Here is an 18,813-nt window from a genome sequence, read left to right on the forward strand (position 1 = left end):
TCTCAGAAGCGGTGCCCGAGCCCGAGGAAACCCGCGGTTTCCTGCGAAGGACCGGTCAAGCTCGAGTTCAGGAGGTATCGACGCACACCCACCGTGACGTCGGTCTTCGGCGAGAGATTGTGGTGCATGCTGGCGCGCAGGGTCTTCTCACGGCTGGTCGAGCCTTCCAGCAGCCCCAGCCCGACCACCTTGCTCCAGGACAGCGCCAGCTCGGCCTGCACGGTGCGCGACAGGCGTCGGTTGATGTTGAGGCCGACGCCGCGCTGCTCGTTGTCGGCACCGCCGGCGACGAAGTCGAACGCTGGGTCGTCGGTGCGGCGCAGGCGCTCGAGCTTGCGCGCGAACACGCTGGCGGTCACGGTCGTGCGCCGGCTCAGCAGCGCGATGCTGACCGAGTTGTCCTGCTCCAGCTGTGCATAGTTGGCGACCAGGTCGATGGGTTTGAGCAGCTCGGTCGGAAGGCCCAGCCCGGCAATGATGTCCTGCACCAGCGCCTGGCGCTGCAAGGGATCCGGGTAGCGGGTGGTCAGGATGGCGTCGAGCAGCGGCGCGACCTCGCCACCGGCCCCGCCGCCCAGCGTCTGCCAGCTGCTTTGCGCCACCGGCCGGCGGCTGCTGCGCAGGTGGATCGCGACGAAGGGCGAGCGGTGCTGCCAATCCAGGTTCCAGCCGGTGCCCATGAAGCGGCGCTCGACCGCGCCGCGCAGCTCGGTGCGCTCGCTGGGCCGCCATTGCAGGCGCACACCGCGGATCGAGTCGCGCTCCTCAGTATTGCCCGCGAAGGCGTTGCGTTCGTGGCCAGCGACCAGGCCGAGCACGAACTCGGTGTCGAAGGCGTAGCTCGCGACCAGCCGCAGCGCTTCGAGCTCCAGGGCCGACTGCTTGTCGTCGCCGTAGGAGGAATCCTCGCGGCTGTATTCGACCGCGCCGCCCAGCGGCAGCGGATCGCGCTCCAGTTGCAGCAGCTGCCGCTGCTCGTACACCCGGCCCGATCCGGTCACGACGGCCTCGTCCCCGCTGCGGCGGCTCCAGCTGTGCTCGCTGCGGGCCAGCAAAGACAGGGAGGGCGACAGGCGCCGATCGATCGCGGGCGCAATGCGCCAGCGCTTGTAGGTCGCGCGGTTGACCGAGGAGCCGGCGTCGGGACGGCCCGAGAAGGCATCGGAGGCGGTCTGCTCCACGGCGCCATTCGCGTCCAGCCGCACCCACTCTTCGACAGGCTCGGACTCCAGCGTGAAGCGGCCCTCGGGCAGCAGCCGGCTGCCCAGCGTGCCGCGGGCGTAGTGCACCGCATGCAGGCCGGCCTCGCCCGACAGGCTGAGACGGGCGCCGCGGCGCTGCAGCCGCACCCGTGGCGCAACGTCGAGCACCAGGTCGCTGTTCGTCTCGCTGCTCTGGCCGTAGCGGCTGTTGTTGGTCGCGGTCACCGTGGTCTGGACCTCGGCCTCGGCACGCAGTGACTGGGGCGGCGGCGGCGGGGGCATCTCGACCTCGGCCTCGGGTTGCAGCGACTGCGCGAGCGCGGGGAGCGCCGCCAGGCACAGCAGCACCAGCGGCAGCGGCCGGCACAGCGCGAGAGCCGGGGACCGGCGCGGAGAAGCAAGGGCTGCGACACGCTGCATGGCCCGACGCCTTTCAGTAACCATAGCGGGCGACCGCCGCCGGGCCGCGTGTTTTGTTCAGCACCGACATCACCACCGGGCAGCTCTCCAGTGCCGCGAAGGCTTCGGTGGCGGCGGCGCGGGTGGTGCGGCCGGCCTCCACCACCATCACCACCTGGCCGACGCGGCTGGCCAGCACACGGGACTCGGTGGTCGGCAGCAGCGGCGGCGCATCGAAGATCACGATGCGGTCGGCATAGCGGGTGGCAAGTTCATCGAGCAGCCGCTCCATCGCCGTGCTGGCGAGCAGCTCGTTGGAGTTGAGGCCCGGGGCGCCGGTCGGCAGCACGCTGAGCTTGGGCACGTTGGTGCGCAGCAGCACCTCCGACAAATCCATCTCGGGATGCTTGAGCACGTCCAGCAGGCCGCGGCCCACACCCAGGCCCAGGCGGCTCATCACCGAGGGCCGCACCACGTCCGCGTCGACCAGCAGCACGGTCTTGTCGACCTCCATCGCGATGCTGAGCGCGAGGTTGATGGCGCAGAAGCTCTTGCCCTCGCCCGGCATCGCGCTCGTGACCAGGATCAGGTTGGGCCGGTGCAGGGGCGCGGCCGACTGCCCCTGCGCGTTTTTGATCAAGGGCCGCTTGATGACGCGAAACTCGTCGGACAGCTCGGCCTCGGGTCGCCCCGGCACCAGGTAGCCGGCACGCGCGAGGCGGTCCAGGTCCAGCTCCACCAGGCGCGAATGCCGCTCGACCGCATCGGCCTCGCCGGAGCGGGCCGCCGCCGGCCCGGCCACCGGGATGGTCGGCGCCGCAGCAGCCGCGCTCGGCGCGGCGGTCCTGCGCGCTGCCGCTGCGGGCGGCATCGGCGTGTAGACCGGCGCGGCGACCGGTGCCTCGGGCATCAGGCCCGGCGCTCCCATGCTGAGCTCTGACGGCGCCCAGGGCACCTCGACACCGGCCCGGCGCAGTTCCTCCAGCCGCTTGGCTGCCTGTTCAATGATGCTCATGCTTGCCTCACCCGTCCTCAGACCCGGCCCTGGAGGGTGACCCAGCCGACCCACGCCATGTTCACGACGAAAAAGACGCCGGTCGCCGCCGCGAACTGCAGCTTCTCGCGGCGCTCGCGGCGCAGCCCCTCGTCGGTCTTCACCACCCCGATGCTGCCCAGCACCGGCCGCTTGCTCAGCTCCCGCAGCGCCTTTTCGTCGCTGAAGGACGGGAACAAGCGGGTCATCAGAAAGGCCGCCACCAGGCCGGCCGCCGCCGACGCGAGCATGACCAGCAGCGCCAGCACCTTGCGGCTCGGGAATACCGGGCCGGGCGAGACGCGCGCGGGCTCGACCATGCGGAAGAAGTCGGCCAGCTGCGAGGACTGGTCGATCTTCACGCCCAGGGAGGCCGCCTCGCGCCGCGCCACCAGTTGCTCGTAGTTCTTGCGGATGACCTCGTAGTCGCGGTTGAGCTGGGCCAACTCCGCCTCGACCTGCGGCACCCGTCCGGCCAGCGAGCGGATCTGCTCCAGGCGCGACTCCTGGGCCGCCAGCTGCCCGCTCAGCGACGCCACCTTGGCCTCGGCCTCGGCCAGCGCCACCCGGATGCGCTGGAACACCGGGTTGGTCGCCGCGGCCTGCCGCCCGCCGCCGGCGGCGGCGCGCGCGGCGGCTTCCTGCTTCTTCTGCTGCTCGATGGAGGCGATGGTGCGGCGCGCAGCGATGACGTCGGGATGGTTGTCGGTGTAGCGGCGCAGCAGGTCGTCCAGCTGGCGCCGCTGCGTCTCCAGGCGCGCGTCGAGTTCGTTGACCACGTGCCCCCCGGGGGGCACCATGGCCTCAGGCGGCAGCTGGGGCTCCTCGGCGTTCAGCTCCTTGCGCAGCGCGTCGCGGGAGCGCTCGGCGGCGCCCAGGTCGATGCGCAGCTTGCCGACCTCGTCGGAAAGGCTGGACATGCGCGCGAAGTAGTCCTGGTTGGACATGCCCGTCACGCCGAAATTGCGCACCTTGAATTCCTTCAGCCGGTTCTCGGCTTCGACCAGCTTGGTCTCGTATTCCTGGATCTGCGCGTCGATGAAGCGGCTGGCTTCCTGCGAGTCGCGCTGCTTGCCGCCGATGCTCGCTTCCATGAAAAGGTTCACCAGCTCGGCAACCAGCTGGTGCGCGCGCTGGGCGTCTGTGTCCCGATAGCTGATGGTGTAGAGGTTGCCGCCACCGCTGGGCGTCACGCGGATCTTTTTCATCAGCGCGTTGATGGTGCGCTCGCGCACCTGCGGATCCGAGCCCTTGAGATCCATCACCGGCAGGTCGACCAGCTTCTCGACGTTGGGGCGTGAGATCAGCGTGCGCGCCAGCATGCGCACCTGCTGGTCGATGTCGGGCTGGAAGGCCAGGCCCGCCATCAGCGGCTTGAGCACGGTCTGGGTGTCGACGTACACCTGCGCCGAGGCTTCGTAGCGGTCCTTGATCATGAACACCAGCGCACCGCCGAGCAGCGCCGATGTCCAGGCAACCAACAACGCGATCCAGCGGCGCTGCCACACCTCGTACAGCACACCCGCGGCCTGGCGGACAAACTCGTTCATACAGTCTCGGACCCTGTTGAGGCCCTGCGCCGCGTCATGCGGGCAAGGCCGGCGACTTCTGTTGCGGTTCCCGGCCGGTCCCCAAAACCCGAGACCCGGCTCGCGGGAAGCCGGGCGCAGGTCGGGCCGGAGGCATCACGCGGGCGCTCGGCCTCAGAACCAGCTCTGCGGGACGATGATGATGTCGCCCGGCTTCACATCCACGTTCGCGGAGATGTCGCCGCGCTTGAGCAGGTCCTTCAGGCGCACGCTGAACTGCTTGCCGCCTTCGGAACCCCGCACCAGCACGGCGCCGTTGCCGTTGGCGAAGTCGGTCAGGCCGCCGACCTGGATCATCACGTCCAGCAGCGTCATGTTCTGGCGGAAGGGCACGGCCTGCGGGCGGGCCGCCTCGCCGACGATGCGGATCTGCTCCGAGAAGGTGCCCTGGAAGTTGCTGACGACGACGGTCACCACAGGGTCGCGCACGTACTTGGACAGCACCTTCTCGATGTCGCGCGCCAGGTCGGCGGGGCTGCGGCCGGCGGCCATCACGTCCTCGACCAGGGGGGTGGAAATGCGACCGTCGGGCCGCACCGACACCGTGGAGGAGAGCTCGGGATTGCGCCACACGACGATGTTGAGCGTGTCCAGCGCGCCGATCTGGTAGCGGTGGTTGGGCGTCTGTGCCGAGACCGGCGCCGGCGGGTACTGCCCGGTCGTGCCACAGGCCGCCAGGACGGCGGCCGCTGCGGCAAGGATCCAAACGCACAGGGAGCGGCCCACGCCGCCCAGCTTCGAACTCAACATCCTTGTCCTCCTCAACCAACGCACACTGCCGGCGATGCCCGGCAGCTCTCAGTCTCAATCGCAGCGCTTAATGGGCGCCTTCGTGGAACAGCACCACACTCACCGTCTCGATCAGCACCAGCAGGTCCAGGAAGAGGGAGTTGTTCTTCACATAGTACAGGTCGTACTGGTGTTTTTTGCGGGCGTCATCCACCGAAGCGCCGTAGCGGTAGCGGATCTGGGCCCAGCCGGTCACGCCCGGCTTGACGCTGTGGCGCAAGTCGTAGAACGGGATCTGTTCCTTGAGCTCCTTGACGAAGCTGGGACGCTCGGGCCGGGGGCCCACCATGCTCATCTCGCCGCGCAGCACACTCAGCAGTTGCGGCAGTTCGTCGATGCGGGTCTTGCGGATGAAGGCGCCGACCCGGGTGATGCGCGAGTCGTTCTGTGTGGCCCAGCGGGCGACGCCATCTTTCTCGGCATCGCTGCGCATGCTGCGGAACTTCAGGCACATGAAAGGGCGGCCGCCAAGCCCCACGCGCTCCTGCCGGTAGATGACCGGGCCGGGACTGTCGAGGCGGATCAGCAGCGCGGTCAGCAGCATCACCGGCGCGCTGATGATCAGCAGCAGGGCCGAAGTCACGATGTCGAACACACGCTTGGCCACCGTGCGCGCCGGGCCCTGCACGAAACCCTGGCTGTAGATCAGCCAGCTGGCCTTCAGGCTGTCGATCGGCACTTCGGCCTTGGCGCGCTCGTAGAAGCCGGCCAGGTCCAGCACCGGGGTGCCGCGGATGCGGCAGGCCAGCAGCTGGTCCACCGGGATGCCGCCGCCGCGCTGCTCGCGCACGGCCACGATGATCTCGTCCACGTCGTTCTGCTCCACCACCTCCTCGATCGAGAGGTGGCGTGCGAAGACCTTGTTGGCCGGCACTTCGGCCGCGCCTTCGGTCGAGGTCGGATAGAACCCGACCACCTTGCGCTCGATGCGGCGCAGCGCCGCGAGATCGGAAGCGACGCTCTGCGCCTCGGCGCCGGTGCCCACGATCAGCACCCGCGGCGCGCCGATCAGGCGCTGCATCAGGAACACCGCCAGGCGCACCACGATCAGGCCGACCAGCAGGTAGGCCATCACGAGGGCCACCACATAACCCGGGGAGGCACCGCGGGTGACCGAGGTGATGAGCAGGTAGGTCAGGCAGGCGCCAATGAACAGGGCCAGCACGACACGCCGCACGATGCTGCCCGGGCCCATCGGCTCGGAGCCCTGCCGGTACAGGCCGACGAAGGAATAGAGCAGCAGCATCGCAAGTGCGAAGCCCGCGGCGACCCACACCATGTCGGCCTGCGCGACCGTCCGTGCCGGTTCACCGGGCACCATGTGGATCGCCGATGCGATGAACAAGGCCGCCAGGAAACAGAGCAGGCTGTCGGCGACCAGTTCCAGCAACGTCGACAGTGCGACGTGATGATGAAATACCCGGAACACCCTCATTCTGTCCTCCCTGGTTGCTCCCCCTCGGCCAAACGTCAGGCTAGCGGTAGGCCGGTGAAACTGTTGCAACGGGCATTCTCCCCATTCGGGGACCTCGCACAATCCTCTAAACAGGGGCTTGGAACCCCTCAGGTAAGGGGTCCGGCCTGCCGAAAAACTGACAGCTCTGCAAGCCTTGTAAACCCTGTAGCGGGATGTGGCCCGTTGCTCCGCACGCGCCTCGATCGTTCGGCCGCTGTTGCGCAGCCCTTGTCTCCTCGTCTCGACAACCGGTCGGAACGCCGCATGGCGCGCCGTGTCCGCTCCAGCTCATGGTGATCCACGCCGTGGCACGAAGCTGTGTCAGGGTGTCCACCAGAAGCGCACGACATGGAAGAAAACCGGGGCGGCAAAGACCACCGAATCGAGCCGGTCCAGCATGCCGCCGTGGCCCTCGATCAGCGTGCCCCAGTCCTTCACGCCACGGTCGCGCTTGATCGCGGACATCACCAATCCGCCCAGGAAACCCATCAGGCACAGCGTGAGCGCCACGCCGGCGGATTGCCAGGGCGTGAAGGGCGTCACCCGGTACAGCGCGGCACCAAGCAGGGTGGCCGAGGCGACGCCACCGACGAAACCCTCCACCGTCTTGGACGGCGAGAGCTCGGGCGCGATCTTGCGGCGGCCGGCCAGCTTGCCCCAGACATACTGCAGCACGTCGCTGCCCTGCACGACCACGATGAGGTAGGCGACCAGCGCCAGATGGCGGCCCTCGTAGCCGGGAATGGCGAGGGTCAGCAGCGCCGGCACGTGCGAAACGCAGTAGACGCTCACCATCAGCCCCCACTGCACCAGCGCTGCGCGCTCCAGGAACCGGGTGGTGTCGCCGCGCAGGCAGGCCAGGATGGGCAGCACCAGGAAGGCGTAGACGGGGATGAGGATGGAATAGAGCCCGTACCACTCGATGCCGATCAGGAAGTACTGAAGCGGCAGCACCAGGCCGAACATCAGGCCCAGCGCCAGGCGGTCGGCGCTGCGTGTCGGCGTCAACGCGATGAACTCGCGCAGCGCCATCCAGGACATGAAGGCGAACAGCAGCAGTGCGCCCGGCTTGCCGAACACGAAGGCAAGCCCCAGCACGGCGACCATCACCCACCAGGCCTTGATGCGGCTGTTGAGGTTGTCGATGACCGGATGCGGCTGACGCCCCGCCACCCGCCATTTCAGCAGCGCCCCGACCAGCGAGGCGGTCAGCAGCACGGCCAGCGTGCCGGCGAACAGCTGAACCGTGGGATCGAGCAGCGACAAGCGGGTCCACATTCGAGTGTTTCCTCGGGAAGGGTCAGGGCATCCGGGCCAGCGCCACAGCGGCCAGCGCGGCCAGGGCAAGCACCGAGGCCAGGTGCAGGCGCCACAGGCGCCGTGTGCCGGCGAAACGTGCGGCCAGCAACCGTCCGGCCTTGGCCTCGGGCAGCGCGAACAAACGTGTCAGGCTGCCGTCCAGCGCCGCCAGCCCGGGCAGGCTGCCGAGCGCCAGCCGTTCGAACAGGCGCTGGTCGAGCGAGAGCCGCACCGCCAGGTAACGCTCGGCCAGCAGCAGCCCCAGGCCGGCGAACAGCGCCCCTGGCATCGGCCCCTGCGCCAGGGCCCAGCCGCCGAGCAGGACCGAGCCGAGGACCACGATGTCCCAGCGGCCGGCGCTTGCGAGCAGGTCGGCCAGCACCGCGCAGTCATGGCGCTGTTGCGGGGCAAGCTCCGCCAGGTTCGACGGCGTCTCGCTCATGCGCGCCGCCTCGCCAGCGTCACCGCGGCCTCGACCGCGGCCAGCAGCGGCGGCTTCAGCACCACCTGGGGCCGCGCACGCCGCAGCAGGGCCGCGGCCTCGGCCGGCGTCGCGCTCCGTCCGGTGCTGCACAGCCAGGTGGCCAGCACGGCGGCGCTGCGCGAATAGCCGAGCGCGCAGCAGACCAGCACCGGCCCCTGCCCCGCCGCCTGTTCGACCAGCGCTGCGCCTTCGAGCAGTTGCGCCGGCGCAGGCGGCGTGAGGTCCAGCAGGGGCAGCGCGCGGAGACCGTGGTGGCGAATCGAGAGCTCGGCGCTCAGATCGACGATGCGCGGGAATCGGCCATGCTCGGGGTCGCCGGGACGCGGCAGCCGGCCGATCCAGACCTCGTCCACCACCGCAGCGCAGGGCGGGGCACGGCGGGTCCAGGCGCGCGAGTTGATCCAAGCGCCAAGGCGGTACGGCGCCAGCAGCCAGCGAACCGCCAGCGAGTGGCGCCCCCCCGGGCGCTTCTGGAAGCCATCCGCCCCCAGCGCCGCATAACAAAGGGCCACCAGCGTGAGCGATGCCGCCGGCCAGTAAAGCCACCAGCCCGGCCGCCCCAGGCCGCCGGCCAGCAAGGCCAGCAGCACGGCCCCGGCCGCATAGGCCAGCGCCAGGCGACGACGGCTCGCGTCCACCCGCCAGTCCCAGCCCGGGCGAGGGCCGTCGAGCGGCCAGAGCCACAGGCACAGCAGCCCGACCAGCAAGCCGGTGGGGACGTCGAAAAAGTGGTGCTGCCAGGTGGTCAGCACCGACACGCCGATCAGCAGGCTCCAGCCGTGTACCGCGGCGCGCGCCGCACCTCGTGTGCGACGGCGGTAGAAGTCCCAGAGGATCAACAGCAGCACGATGTGCAGCGAGGGCGCCTGGTTGTAGGGCAGGTCGAAGCCGGCCAGCGCATCGAACAAGCGGCCGGCCCAGCCGTCCAGCGGCGGCCTTTGCACCGAGTAGCGCAGCGGGAAGAGCACAAAACAGGCCACCGAGATGAGCTGCGCGGTGAGCAGGCGCAGCGCATGGCGCTTCAACTCCAGCCGGGTCCGGCAGATCAGCAGCGACAGGCCGTAGAACAGGTCGATGGACCAGTAGGGCAGGATGGTCCAGGGCCACAGGGGAATGTGGCGCTCCCAGTCGAACACGATGCTGGGCACGGCCGGCAGGCCATGGGCGTAGTGGTTGGCCGCGCCGTAGCTGAGGAAAAACAGCGGGCCCAGCACCAGCAGCCAGCCCAGGCCGGGCCGCCACAGCGGAGGTAGGCGAGCCATGCGGAGCTCAGCCGCCCGTCCGCACAGCCAGCGAGACGGTGAAGATGCCCCACTCGTCCACACGCTGCGTCTGCTTGCGAAAGCCGGCGGCGGCGACCAGCTGGTCCATCTCCTGCTGGGTGCGTCGCCGCATCACCCAGGCACTGCCCTCGCGGTGGCTGGTCAGCGCACGCGCGATCAGCTCCAGCTGCGGGTGCCAGGGCTGGTTGGTGTAGACCAGACAGGCACCGGGCGGCATCGCCGCGGCCAGGCCCGCCAGCGAACGCCCCACCATCTCGTTGTCCGAGAACAGCTCGTAGAGCCCGGAGACCACCGCGACGGTCGGCACCGGCCGCAGCGTCGCCAGGCCGTCGCGGTCGAAGGCGTCCGCCTTCACGAAGCGGGCGATGTCCTGCAGGCCGCGCGAGCGGATCAGGGCCGAGCCGTCGCGCACGTTGAGATCGCTGTAGTCGCGCAGCACGATGGCGTCGGGACGCTCGTTGTGCTGCGCGATCGCGTCCAGCACGTAACGCCCGTGACCCGCTGCGATGTCGAGCAGCTGCAGCGGCAGGTGGCGCCTGCGCACGGCCGCCATCGCGAGGCCCAGCAATTCCTCGACGTGCAGCTTGCGCTGGCGGATACCCCGCCAGCCGATAGCGTCCAGGTAGTTGCGGTCGATCAGCCGCCCCAGGGGCCCGCGGCCACGTGTTTCGTTGCGGTAGACATAGTCCAGCGTGCTGCCCGAGTCGAAGCCGGTGGCATGACCCAGCCGCACGCCTTCGCTGAGCAGGCCGCCCAGCCGCAGGCCGGCGCGTGTCATGCCCCAGTAGAGGCCGCGCGGCGAAAACGCCGGCAGCGGGCGCGCCAGCGCCTGCGCCTCCTCGTGGGTGGGACCGCGGCGGTGCGCCTCGCGCAGGTCGGGGCCGGCAACAGGCCCGGCCTGCAGGCGCTCGACGAAGCTGCGGATCAGCGCCACCGCGCCCTGGCGGTCGCGCTCGCCCAAGGTGTCGTGATAGAAACCGGGCAGCAGATGTCGTTCCTTCACCGGGCTGGACAGGCGCTCGAAAAACTGCTCCTGCGGCTTCTGGTGCACCACCCAGTCGGCTCCCGAGATCAGCAGTTGCACCGGCGTCGTGATGGCAGCCGCGTCGCCCACCACACGCTCGGCCGCCTCGTAGAGTCCGAGCAGCACGTTCGCCGAGATGGGCCGCGTGATCAGCGGGTCGCTGTCGTAGCTGGCAATGCGCTCGGCATCATGCGTGAGGAAACGTGCCTTCACGTAGCTGTTGACGAAAAAGTCGCCGCGCAGCGCCTTCAACAGCTTGAGGCCGCTCCTCGCGAAGGGCACGTAGAGCTTCACCTTGAAAGCCGGCGAAGCGAGCGTGAGCCCGCGGATGCGCGGCGCGTAGTCGTGCACCCAGGTGGCGGCCAGCACCGCGCCGACACTCTGCGCAATGACGTGCACCTCCTCCAGCGCCACTCCATGCGCCTGGCCCAGGTGCTCGACGAAGGTCTGCAGGTCGCGCACCGAGGTGGCAAAGCTGGGGCTGTGGCCGCGCCGGCCGGGCGAACGCCCGTGGCCGCGCGCGTCCCAGGCGTAAAAGTCATGGCCCGGGAGCTGCAACTCGTCGACCAGGTGCGCCATGCGGCCCGAGTGTTCGTGGCCGCGGTGCAGCAGCACGACCACACCCTGCCGCGGACCCGGCCCCTGGTGCGTCCAGCGCCGGTAGTACAGCGACTGCCCGTCGTGCGTGTCGAAGTGGTGCTCCGTACAGGCGCGTTTCATCTCTCAGCTTCCCTCTCGTTGACGTCTTGTTCTGTCTTGGGTGATCGCCTCACTCGCCGCCAGCCGGCCGACCCGCCTGCTCCAGGCCCCCCGCCACTCGCCGCAGCACGGTGAGACCGGTGAGCGCCGCCATCGCCGGCACGGCCCAGCCCACCCAGGCGGGCAGTGGCGCGGCCAGCGCCAGCGCCAGGGCCAGCGCGCCCACCACGAAGGCACGGTCGCTCTTGCCCATCGGCCCGTCGTAACGGCGCGAGGCGCCCTGGGTCAGGGCCAGCACGCCGGCCATCTCGCTCAGCGCCGCCAGCAGCACGAGCAGGCCGACCCAGAAGGCATCGAAGGGCGCATAGGCGGCCAGCGGCAGGTAGAGGGCCGCATCGGAAACGACGTCGGTCAATTCGTTGAGATAGGCGCCGAGGCGCGACTGCTGGCCGTGTTCGCGCGCCAGCATGCCGTCTACCGCGTTGAGCGCCATGCGCAGCAGGAGCCACAGCGGCAGCAGCGCCAGCCATGCAGCATCCGGCCGTTCGAGGTAGAGCCACAGGCCCAGCGCGACCGAGACGGCGCAGGCGAGCAGCGTGACCTGGTTGGCCGTCACGCCGAGCTCCGCGAGCCGGCGCACGGCCGGGCGCAGCAGCGCCTGGAAGCGCGGCTTCAGTTGGTAGATGGACACGCTGAAACGACCCCTGCCCGGGACTACACGGGCTCTTCTTTTCGGTGGCTCTTGCGGCGGCAGCCGGACCCTCGCGACAGCCCCTGCCCCCATGGTCGCCGAGGATAGCCCAGCGTCCTCCGGCGAGCGACCACCCGAACAGGTGATGAGCGACCGCTCGCGTGCCGCCCGGCGCGGCCTCACCGGCGCCGCAAGCGCATCACGATCAGCGCCGCCCCGGCTGCAGCGGCCACCAGCAGGACCTCGGCGAACCGGGCGACAAACGCCGCGACAAGCGCAAACAGACCCGGTCGCTCAGCCGCCGTGCCGAGCACCAGGGCCGCCAGTCCGTGGTCGGCGACACGGTCGGTCTCGGCGTCGAAGTCGCCGTACCGGGAGCCTTCGCGGAATTCGAGTGCTGCCAGCAGCGTCGCCACATGCGGCCGGTCCCGCTCGATGTGTTTCAGCCCGGTCAGCAGCTTGAGCGAGACATAAGCCTCGCGCCCGAAGGCGTAGGCGTGGTAGTGGATGTTCTGCACAGCATCGGCCGCAGCCCCCTTCTCGCGCGTCTGCAGAGACCACACCAGCCGGTGAGTGGTGGGGGCGTAGACCGGCGGCTGGACCCAGGGACCGAGCTCCAGCTCGGGCACACCGCGCGCCTTGCGGTCTGCGTTGGCGGCCACGCTGCGCTCCTGCAGTCGGCGGTGGAGCTGGTCCGGCTTCCAATCGCGCGCGTCGCCGTCCTGCACGTGGCCGGAAGGCTCGAACTCGGCCACCACCAGCCAGTTGTGCTCCTCGTGCTGCGGAAACACCAGGCCGAGCAGGCGTGTACCGGCCGCGTGGCCCATCGCGCGCATCAGTCGCCCCGCCTGAGGCTGCGGCACCCACAGGTAGCCGCGGGGCAGGTGCAGCACGGCCTGGTCCGCCATCGCAATGTCGGCCGGCCCGGTCGTTTGCGCGGCCTGCGCAGCGGCGCCTGCGGCTTGCAGTTCGGCATCGAGAGCCGCCCGCACCGGCCCGCTGGGTGGCACCGCGGCGGCCGGCCAGGCCGCGACCGCGGCCAGCCACACCCCCACCAGCACGGCGCTGCTGCGACTCATGCGGGCCCGAGCTGGTAGAGCACGTCGGGGCAGCGTTCCTGGTTGCCGCGGCCGTCGCCGTAGACCAGCACCTGGAAGCCGTGGCGTTCGAAGAAGGCGCGGGCGCGCAGGTTCTGCTGGAAACAATAGAGACGCACCGGCCGCTCGAGCGCCTGCAAGGCATGGGCGAGCAGCCGGCTGCCTATGCCCTGCCCCACGCGGCCTGGATCGACATAGAGCTGGTCGATCCAGCCGCAGTCGTGCTCGCGCGAGATCGCGAGCACGCCCACCACACGATCGCCCGCCAGCGCGACCGTCGTGCCGCCAGCGGGGATCAGGGTGGAGCCGGCCCAGGCGAGGTCCTCCTCGAGCGTGCGAAGTGGCGGCGCATAAGGCAGGAAGGCGAGGCGGGAGGCCCGCAACACCGCGACGACGGCCGCGATGTCGGCGGCGTCCGCCGCGCGGAACGACACCTTGCTGGGGACGGGGGTGGAATCAGTCTGGCTCACTCGACAAGCCCTCCGGCAGATGGGGAGCCACGCTGCGGAGCCGCTCTTCGAGCGGGCCCGCGGCGCGGATGAAAGGCCAGCCCCGCTGCTGCAGGGCCTCCAGGGTCCAGGCGTGCTGACGGGCGCGGAAGGCCGCGTCGCGCCGGGTGCCGTCCTGCACGAAGGCGAAGTCGGGTTCGCACAGCACGACCAGGTCGTAGCGCCGCTCGGCCCGCGCCTGCAGCTCGGGCGCGGTGCGGCCGAACATTTCCAGGCTGTAGCAGAGCGTGGTCAGCGCCGAGGTGTCGCAGAACAGGCGGCGGCGCGCGCTGCTCAGGGCCCGCTCCTCGCGCGCCTGCTGCTCTCGGGCGATCAGCAGCAGGTCGGCTTCGTCGAGCCGCCCCTGCCGCAATGCCCACAGCTCGCGCCCGTACTCCGGCACCCAGGGGTCGCCGTATGCCTTCGCGAGCGCGGCGGCCAGGCTGGTCTTGCCGCTCGACTCGCCGCCCAGCAGGCAGACGCGCTGCACCAGGCTGGCCTGCACGCTGGGCGCGAGCCACTGCCGCCAGCCGTCGGGATCGGCGCGCAGCCGCGTACCGCTCACCGGCACCGCCCGGCGCTGCCGATCGAAGCCAACCGCGGCCACCGGCTGGCCGAAACGCTCCGACAGGACCTGCGCGCAGGGCTCCAGGTAAGGCTCGCTGGCGAACATGGCGTCGGGGCGGCGCTGCAGCACCTCGTCCAGCAGCCAGGCCAGGAAACGCTGCTGGGTCGCATCGTCCGTGTCGTCGCGGGGCAGCCGTTGCGGTGGCAGGCCACGCGCGGCACAGGCGGCGGCGAGCCAGGCGTCGTCGATCACGACGCAGTCATGGGTGGGGAAACGCTCGGCCAGCCAGGCGCGTCGCGCGGCCGCGCCGCAGCCGGCAAAGCCGGGGCGGGTGTAGCTGAGCACGAGCAGCCGTTCGCAGCGCGCGGCAGCGAAGGCGACCAGGGCCTCATGCCCCGCGTGCAGCGGCGCGAACTTGCCGACCACCAGACCGAGCGGATAGGTCGTCATGCCGCCCCCCTCGTCCCGCCGCGCCACTGCGTGTGCCAGCGCCACCATCCATACCAGGCGTTGAGCCAGTAGCACGCGTACAGCAGCGCTGTCAACTGAAGGCCTCGCATCGCGAACAAGGGGACCGCGAGGGTATTGACAGCCAGCCAGGCCGGCCAGGTTTCCAGCCGTCGCTGCATCAGCAGCAGCTGGGCCATGACGCTCAGCGCCAGCACCGCCGAGTCGACATAGGGCGCCCAGGCGTCGGTGAGCTGGTGCAACAGGCTGCCGTAGCCGACCGTCACGAGGGCGGCCGCCACCGCCATCCAGAGCAGCTGCGCGCGCCGGGCCCGCGACACCGGCGCTTGCTCGCGCCGTTCACCCAGCCGCCACTGCCACCAGCCGAGCGCGCTGGTCGCGATGAAAAACAGTTGCAGCGTGAAGTCGGCATACAGCCTGGCGTCGAGGAACACCAGGCCGAACAGCGTGCAGCCGAGCATGCCGGTCCACCAGGTGTGCAGGCTGTTGCGCGCGGCCAGTCCGATCGAGACGGCCGTGACGGCGTTGGCGGCCCCTTCGAGTCCAGTCATGACAGCTCGCTGGTGTACTGGCGCACCTTGTCGTCCGCGTTCAGCGCCTCGATGTCGAGCGCGAGCTCCGGCCCGAACAGGGCCTGCAGCCGTGCCCTCAGCGAGGCTTCGAGCCGATCCCGCGGCGCGGGGCTGTCGACCCGCAGGCGAAGGCTCGCGTCACGGCGCTGGTGCAGCGCGTAGCGGGTCAACGCGAGGTCCTTGAGCGCATGCGTGACCTCGATGTTGTTGAGCCAGCGCCCGTCGGCAGCGCGGAAGCGCACCGGCGCGCGCCCCTGCAGGTCGCGCAGCACCCAGCCGCGCGGCGTGCGCTCCAGGCTGGCGTGATCGCCGGTGCGGTAGCGCAGCAGCGGCAGCCAGGGATTGAAGCCGCCCGTGACAACGATCTCGCCGTGCTGGCCCGGCGGCAAGTTCCGGCCGGCCGCGTCGAGGATCTCGACGTGCAGGCCCGGCTGCAGCAGCAGATGACCATCCAGCGCCGCATCGAACACGCCGATGGGCCCGACTTCATTCATCGAGTAAAGGTCCAGCACCGGGCAGCCGAAACGTGCGACCAGCGCTTCGCGCAGCGGACGTGCGAGGGCCATGGAGGTGGACAGCAGCGCACGTGGCCGATGGCCGAGCGGCAGCCGCATCAGCTCCGTCAGCGATACCGGGTCGCCCGACATCAGTTCCGGCGCCAGCGCATCGAGATAGGCAGCGCGGTCGTTCTCGTGACACCACTCGCCCGGATGCAGGTTGAGCTTGGCCAGCCCGCACTCGCCCTGCAGCGGGTTGACGGAGACATAGGTGAAGCAGCGCTGCTGGTAGCCCGCCAGCACGATACCCACGCGCCCCCGCCCGGCCTCCAGCCGCAGGCCGGCGTGGGCCAGGGCGCGGCGGTGGTAGGCCAGGTATTCCGCCGCCACCAGCGGGTGCGACGGCACGCGCAGCGGATGTCCGGTGGTGCCGCTGGTGCTGAAGCAGATCAGCTGCTGCAGCGGCAGCGCTGTCGGCACGAAGTCCTCGAGCCGAGCGCTCAGGTCGGCGCGCGACACCGGATCGACCTCCTCCAGGCGACCCGGACAAGGCCCGCGGCGGCGCCAATGCGGCAGCGCCTGCCAGTGGCGCCGCACGGCCTCGTGCACCCACTCCGCCGGCTCGCCGCGCGGACCGAAACGCACGCTGCCACGGCGCACCTGCCAGCTGCGCCAGCGAGCCCGCCAGAGTGCGCGCCGGTCCAGCCGGTGGCCGCTGTAGTTGCGATAGAGCGGTGCGTTCGGATGGCCGCGCAGCCAGGCCAGCATGTGCCGTCCATGGGCGGACAGCACCGGAAAGCGCCGCGGGTCGTACAGCTCGCGCTGCACCTCGGGGGACAGGGACGCAGCCGCCGGCTTCATTCGCGCGTGTACTTGTCGGCCGCCTCCTGGGCCTCGGCCTCTTCGAGGCGGCGGACCAGCGGGGACGGCTCGGGCGGCAGCCGGTCGGGCTCGGCCTCGACGGGGGAGGCGCCGCGGCTGTGTTCAGCCACGGTCGCCACACTGGGCGTGAGCAGGTCCTTGCCCGCCGCGATCATCAACAGCGGCGCCGCGAGCGCAAACAGGGCACCGTTGAGCAGGGCCACATCCAGCCAGCGCTCCAGCAGCATCGCGAGCGAGCCCATCAAGGCCACGCACCACCACAGAATGGCCAGCACGGTGCGCAGCGCCCCGACGCCCTCGCCCGCCACCGCGAAAGGGGTCAGCAACACCGAGGCCCACCAGAGCCAGGACGGCAGCCCCCAGTGGGACAAGCCATGACGCGCGGCCCTCAGGCTCAGCGCCGCCAGGCCCAGCAGCAAAGCCAGCGTGCACCAGCGCCGCCAGAGCCGGGGCAGCTCGGAACGGGCCGCGCCGGCGGTGGCGAAAAACAGCAGCACCGGCGCCAGCCCCCAGACCAGCAGACCGTGCATCTCGGCCAGCGAGACCAGCCAGGCGCGCAACTCAGGCATCGCTGCGCCCCGGCCCATGCGCCGCCCACGGCTTGTAATTCACGGCCAACCCCTCACTGCGCGTCCGGCTCGACTGGCGTCCGTTCGTCACTTTGTTCGACTTCCGGGCAGCATAGCGGCTCCCCCCGCCGGCGGATCCCCCCTTGATGGAGGGTGGCCAGCGGCCGGGCAGACGTGGCAAGACAGGGGTGACGCGCGGAGCAGCCGCGGCGGGCTGGAGGGGACCCGGAAAGGACAAAGCCCTCACGAGGAGGGCTTTGTCTTCTTCTTGTTATTACTTGGTGGGTGGTACAGGGATTGAACCTGTGACCCCTGCCGTGTGAAGGCAGTGCTCTACCGCTGAGCTAACCACCCGAATTCTTCGACCGCCGGGCTTGTGGCCGCAGGGGCTTGGCGCCTCGGTGGAACGCCGGTTTTGTGTTCGATTGCTGAGTCGCTTGTCGCTGCAACCGAAGAACGCGATTATGGCACAAGATTTCTGAAAAGTGTCTTGCCGCCGGAAGATTTATCGAGCTGGGCCAAAACGGCCTCATGTTCGGCCGCTTCCGCCTCGGTCGCCAGCAGCACCGGCAGCTGGAACTGGCTGAGGTCGACGCGCTCGACTTCGAACTCTTGCGCCCCGCCGTCCTCGGCCTCGATCACCAGCGACTCCTGGCCGCGGGTCATCTGGATGTAGACCTCGGCCAGCAGCCCGGCGTCAAGCAAGGCGCCGTGCAGGGTCCGGCTGGAGTTGTCGACCTCCAGGCGCTTGCACAGGGCGTCCAGCGAGTTGGACTTGCCCGGGAACAGCTCGCGCGCCATCAGCAGGCTGTCGGTCACCGAGGCCACCAGGGTCGCGAACTTGGGGCGGCCCAGGCGCTTGAGCTCGGCGTCGAGAAAGCCGACGTCGAAGCTGGCGTTGTGGATGATGATCTCGGCCCCGGCCAGGTACTCGATCAACTCGTCGGCCACCGCCGCGAAGACCGGCTTGTCGGCCAGGAACTCGTCGGTCAGGCCGTGGATCTTCACGGCGTCCTCGTGGTTGGGACGCTCAGGATTGATGTAGAAGTGAATGTTGTTGCCGGTCAGGCGCCGGTTGACCATCTCGACGCAGCCGATCTCGATGATGCGGTCGCCGGATTCGGGGCTCAGGCCGGTGGTTTCGGTGTCGAGAAAAATCTGTCGCGTCATGCGGCGATTATCGCGGAGCGCGCGAAGCGGCTGCCTCGGGCCTGCTGCCAGAGGCAACGCCGGGCCGCCCCAAGTTGCCTCGCTCCCCTCGGGGGGGCGGACGCCGCGCAGCGGTGGCCTTGGGGGCCTGGTGCCAGAGGCAACGCCGGGCCGCCCCAAGTTGCCTCGCTCCCCCTCGGGGGGGCGGACGCCGCGCAGCGGTGGCCTTGGGGGCCTAATGACTCTCCCGCGCGTGGTTGATCGAATACTTCGGGATTTCGATCGTCACGTCCTGCTGCGCCAGGATGGCCTGGCAGGACAGGCGCGACTGCGGCTCCAGGCCCCAGGCCCGGTCCAGCATGTCTTCCTCGCCCTCCTCGGGCTCGTTGAGCGACTCGCCGCCCTGGCGCACGATGACGTGGCAGGTGGTGCAGGCGCAACTCATCTCGCAGGCATGCTCGATCTCGATGTCGTGGTCGAGCAGGGCCTCGCAGATCGAAGTGCCGGCCGGCGCCTCGATCTGGGCACCCTGCGGGCAAAACTCGGCGTGGGGCAGGATCTTGATGATGGGCATG

Annotated in this window: 18 protein-coding genes and 1 tRNA gene; all 19 read right to left on the bottom strand. The window is 70.0% G+C overall.

Annotated features, from left to right (window positions below; genetic code table 11):
• Nucleotides 1-2: 2 nt before the first annotated feature.
• Complete coding sequence (locus tag OOT46_RS06625; RefSeq protein WP_265402807.1) at nt 3-1,622, bottom strand: TIGR03016 family PEP-CTERM system-associated outer membrane protein; 1,620 nt, start codon at nt 1,620-1,622, stop codon at nt 3-5.
• 13 nt (nt 1,623-1,635) lie between these two features.
• On the bottom strand, nt 1,636-2,616 hold the full coding sequence (locus tag OOT46_RS06630; protein ID WP_265402808.1) for an XrtA-associated tyrosine autokinase: 981 nt from the start codon (nt 2,614-2,616) through the stop codon (nt 1,636-1,638).
• Between the two features lie 17 nt (nt 2,617-2,633).
• Nucleotides 2,634-4,184 carry an XrtA system polysaccharide chain length determinant gene (locus tag OOT46_RS06635; RefSeq protein ID WP_265402809.1) on the bottom strand — a complete coding sequence of 517 codons (1,551 nt, stop codon included), beginning with the start codon at nt 4,182-4,184 and terminating at the stop codon, nt 2,634-2,636.
• Between the two features lie 153 nt (nt 4,185-4,337).
• Entirely contained in the window at nt 4,338-4,973 is a 636-nt protein-coding gene (locus tag OOT46_RS06640) for an XrtA/PEP-CTERM system exopolysaccharide export protein (RefSeq protein WP_265402810.1), read from the bottom strand.
• 67 nt (nt 4,974-5,040) lie between these two features.
• Nucleotides 5,041-6,447: a TIGR03013 family XrtA/PEP-CTERM system glycosyltransferase gene (locus OOT46_RS06645; RefSeq protein WP_265402811.1), complete on the bottom strand. Its 1,407-nt coding sequence runs from the start codon at nt 6,445-6,447 to the stop codon at nt 5,041-5,043.
• Nucleotides 6,448-6,789: 342 nt separating this feature from the next.
• The gene (locus OOT46_RS06650) at nt 6,790-7,746 is read right to left on the bottom strand and encodes a phosphatidate cytidylyltransferase (RefSeq protein WP_265402812.1); all 957 of its coding nucleotides are present in this window, start codon (nt 7,744-7,746) and stop codon (nt 6,790-6,792) included.
• Between the two features lie 22 nt (nt 7,747-7,768).
• Complete coding sequence (locus OOT46_RS06655) at nt 7,769-8,209, bottom strand: hypothetical protein (RefSeq protein WP_265402813.1); 441 nt, start codon at nt 8,207-8,209, stop codon at nt 7,769-7,771.
• Nucleotides 8,206-9,513 (bottom strand): phosphatase PAP2/dual specificity phosphatase family protein, encoded by a 1,308-nt coding sequence (locus tag OOT46_RS06660; RefSeq protein ID WP_265402814.1) that lies wholly within the window; start codon nt 9,511-9,513, stop codon nt 8,206-8,208. The genes OOT46_RS06655 and OOT46_RS06660 overlap by 4 nt, the downstream gene beginning before the upstream one ends.
• A gap of 7 nt (nt 9,514-9,520) precedes the next feature.
• Nucleotides 9,521-11,278, bottom strand: a complete 1,758-nt coding sequence (locus OOT46_RS06665; RefSeq protein ID WP_265402815.1) for a bifunctional alpha/beta hydrolase/class I SAM-dependent methyltransferase — start codon at nt 11,276-11,278, stop codon at nt 9,521-9,523.
• A gap of 49 nt (nt 11,279-11,327) precedes the next feature.
• Nucleotides 11,328-11,948, bottom strand: coding sequence for a CDP-alcohol phosphatidyltransferase family protein (locus OOT46_RS06670; protein ID WP_265402816.1), 621 nt, complete (start codon nt 11,946-11,948; stop codon nt 11,328-11,330).
• 179 nt (nt 11,949-12,127) lie between these two features.
• Nucleotides 12,128-13,027 carry a DUF2167 domain-containing protein gene (locus OOT46_RS06675; protein WP_265402817.1) on the bottom strand — a complete coding sequence of 300 codons (900 nt, stop codon included), beginning with the start codon at nt 13,025-13,027 and terminating at the stop codon, nt 12,128-12,130.
• Nucleotides 13,024-13,515 carry a GNAT family N-acetyltransferase gene (locus OOT46_RS06680; RefSeq protein WP_265402818.1) on the bottom strand — a complete coding sequence of 164 codons (492 nt, stop codon included), beginning with the start codon at nt 13,513-13,515 and terminating at the stop codon, nt 13,024-13,026. Before OOT46_RS06680 ends, OOT46_RS06675 begins: the two co-directional genes overlap by 4 nt.
• A complete protein-coding gene (locus tag OOT46_RS06685; protein ID WP_265402819.1) occupies nt 13,502-14,551 on the bottom strand; it encodes an AAA family ATPase in 1,050 nt (349 codons plus the stop codon). The genes OOT46_RS06680 and OOT46_RS06685 overlap by 14 nt, the downstream gene beginning before the upstream one ends.
• On the bottom strand, nt 14,548-15,120 hold the full coding sequence (pnuC, locus tag OOT46_RS06690; RefSeq protein WP_265402820.1) for a nicotinamide riboside transporter PnuC: 573 nt from the start codon (nt 15,118-15,120) through the stop codon (nt 14,548-14,550). The genes OOT46_RS06685 and pnuC overlap by 4 nt, the downstream gene beginning before the upstream one ends.
• Nucleotides 15,117-16,499 carry an AMP-binding protein gene (locus OOT46_RS06695; protein ID WP_265402821.1) on the bottom strand — a complete coding sequence of 461 codons (1,383 nt, stop codon included), beginning with the start codon at nt 16,497-16,499 and terminating at the stop codon, nt 15,117-15,119. Before OOT46_RS06695 ends, pnuC begins: the two co-directional genes overlap by 4 nt.
• Nucleotides 16,496-17,089, bottom strand: coding sequence for a hypothetical protein (locus tag OOT46_RS06700; RefSeq protein ID WP_265402822.1), 594 nt, complete (start codon nt 17,087-17,089; stop codon nt 16,496-16,498). Before OOT46_RS06700 ends, OOT46_RS06695 begins: the two co-directional genes overlap by 4 nt.
• A gap of 279 nt (nt 17,090-17,368) precedes the next feature.
• Nucleotides 17,369-17,443: transfer RNA gene (locus OOT46_RS06705), tRNA-Val, on the bottom strand.
• A gap of 108 nt (nt 17,444-17,551) precedes the next feature.
• Nucleotides 17,552-18,259, bottom strand: coding sequence for a DNA polymerase III subunit epsilon (gene dnaQ, locus OOT46_RS06710; protein WP_265402823.1), 708 nt, complete (start codon nt 18,257-18,259; stop codon nt 17,552-17,554).
• A gap of 214 nt (nt 18,260-18,473) precedes the next feature.
• Nucleotides 18,474-18,812 carry an ISC system 2Fe-2S type ferredoxin gene (fdx, locus tag OOT46_RS06715; protein ID WP_265402824.1) on the bottom strand — a complete coding sequence of 113 codons (339 nt, stop codon included), beginning with the start codon at nt 18,810-18,812 and terminating at the stop codon, nt 18,474-18,476.
• Between the last annotated feature and the right edge of the window lies 1 nt (nt 18,813).

Source organism: Aquabacterium sp. A7-Y (assembly GCF_026153205.1).
Classification (GTDB): domain Bacteria; phylum Pseudomonadota; class Gammaproteobacteria; order Burkholderiales; family Burkholderiaceae_C; genus Caldimonas.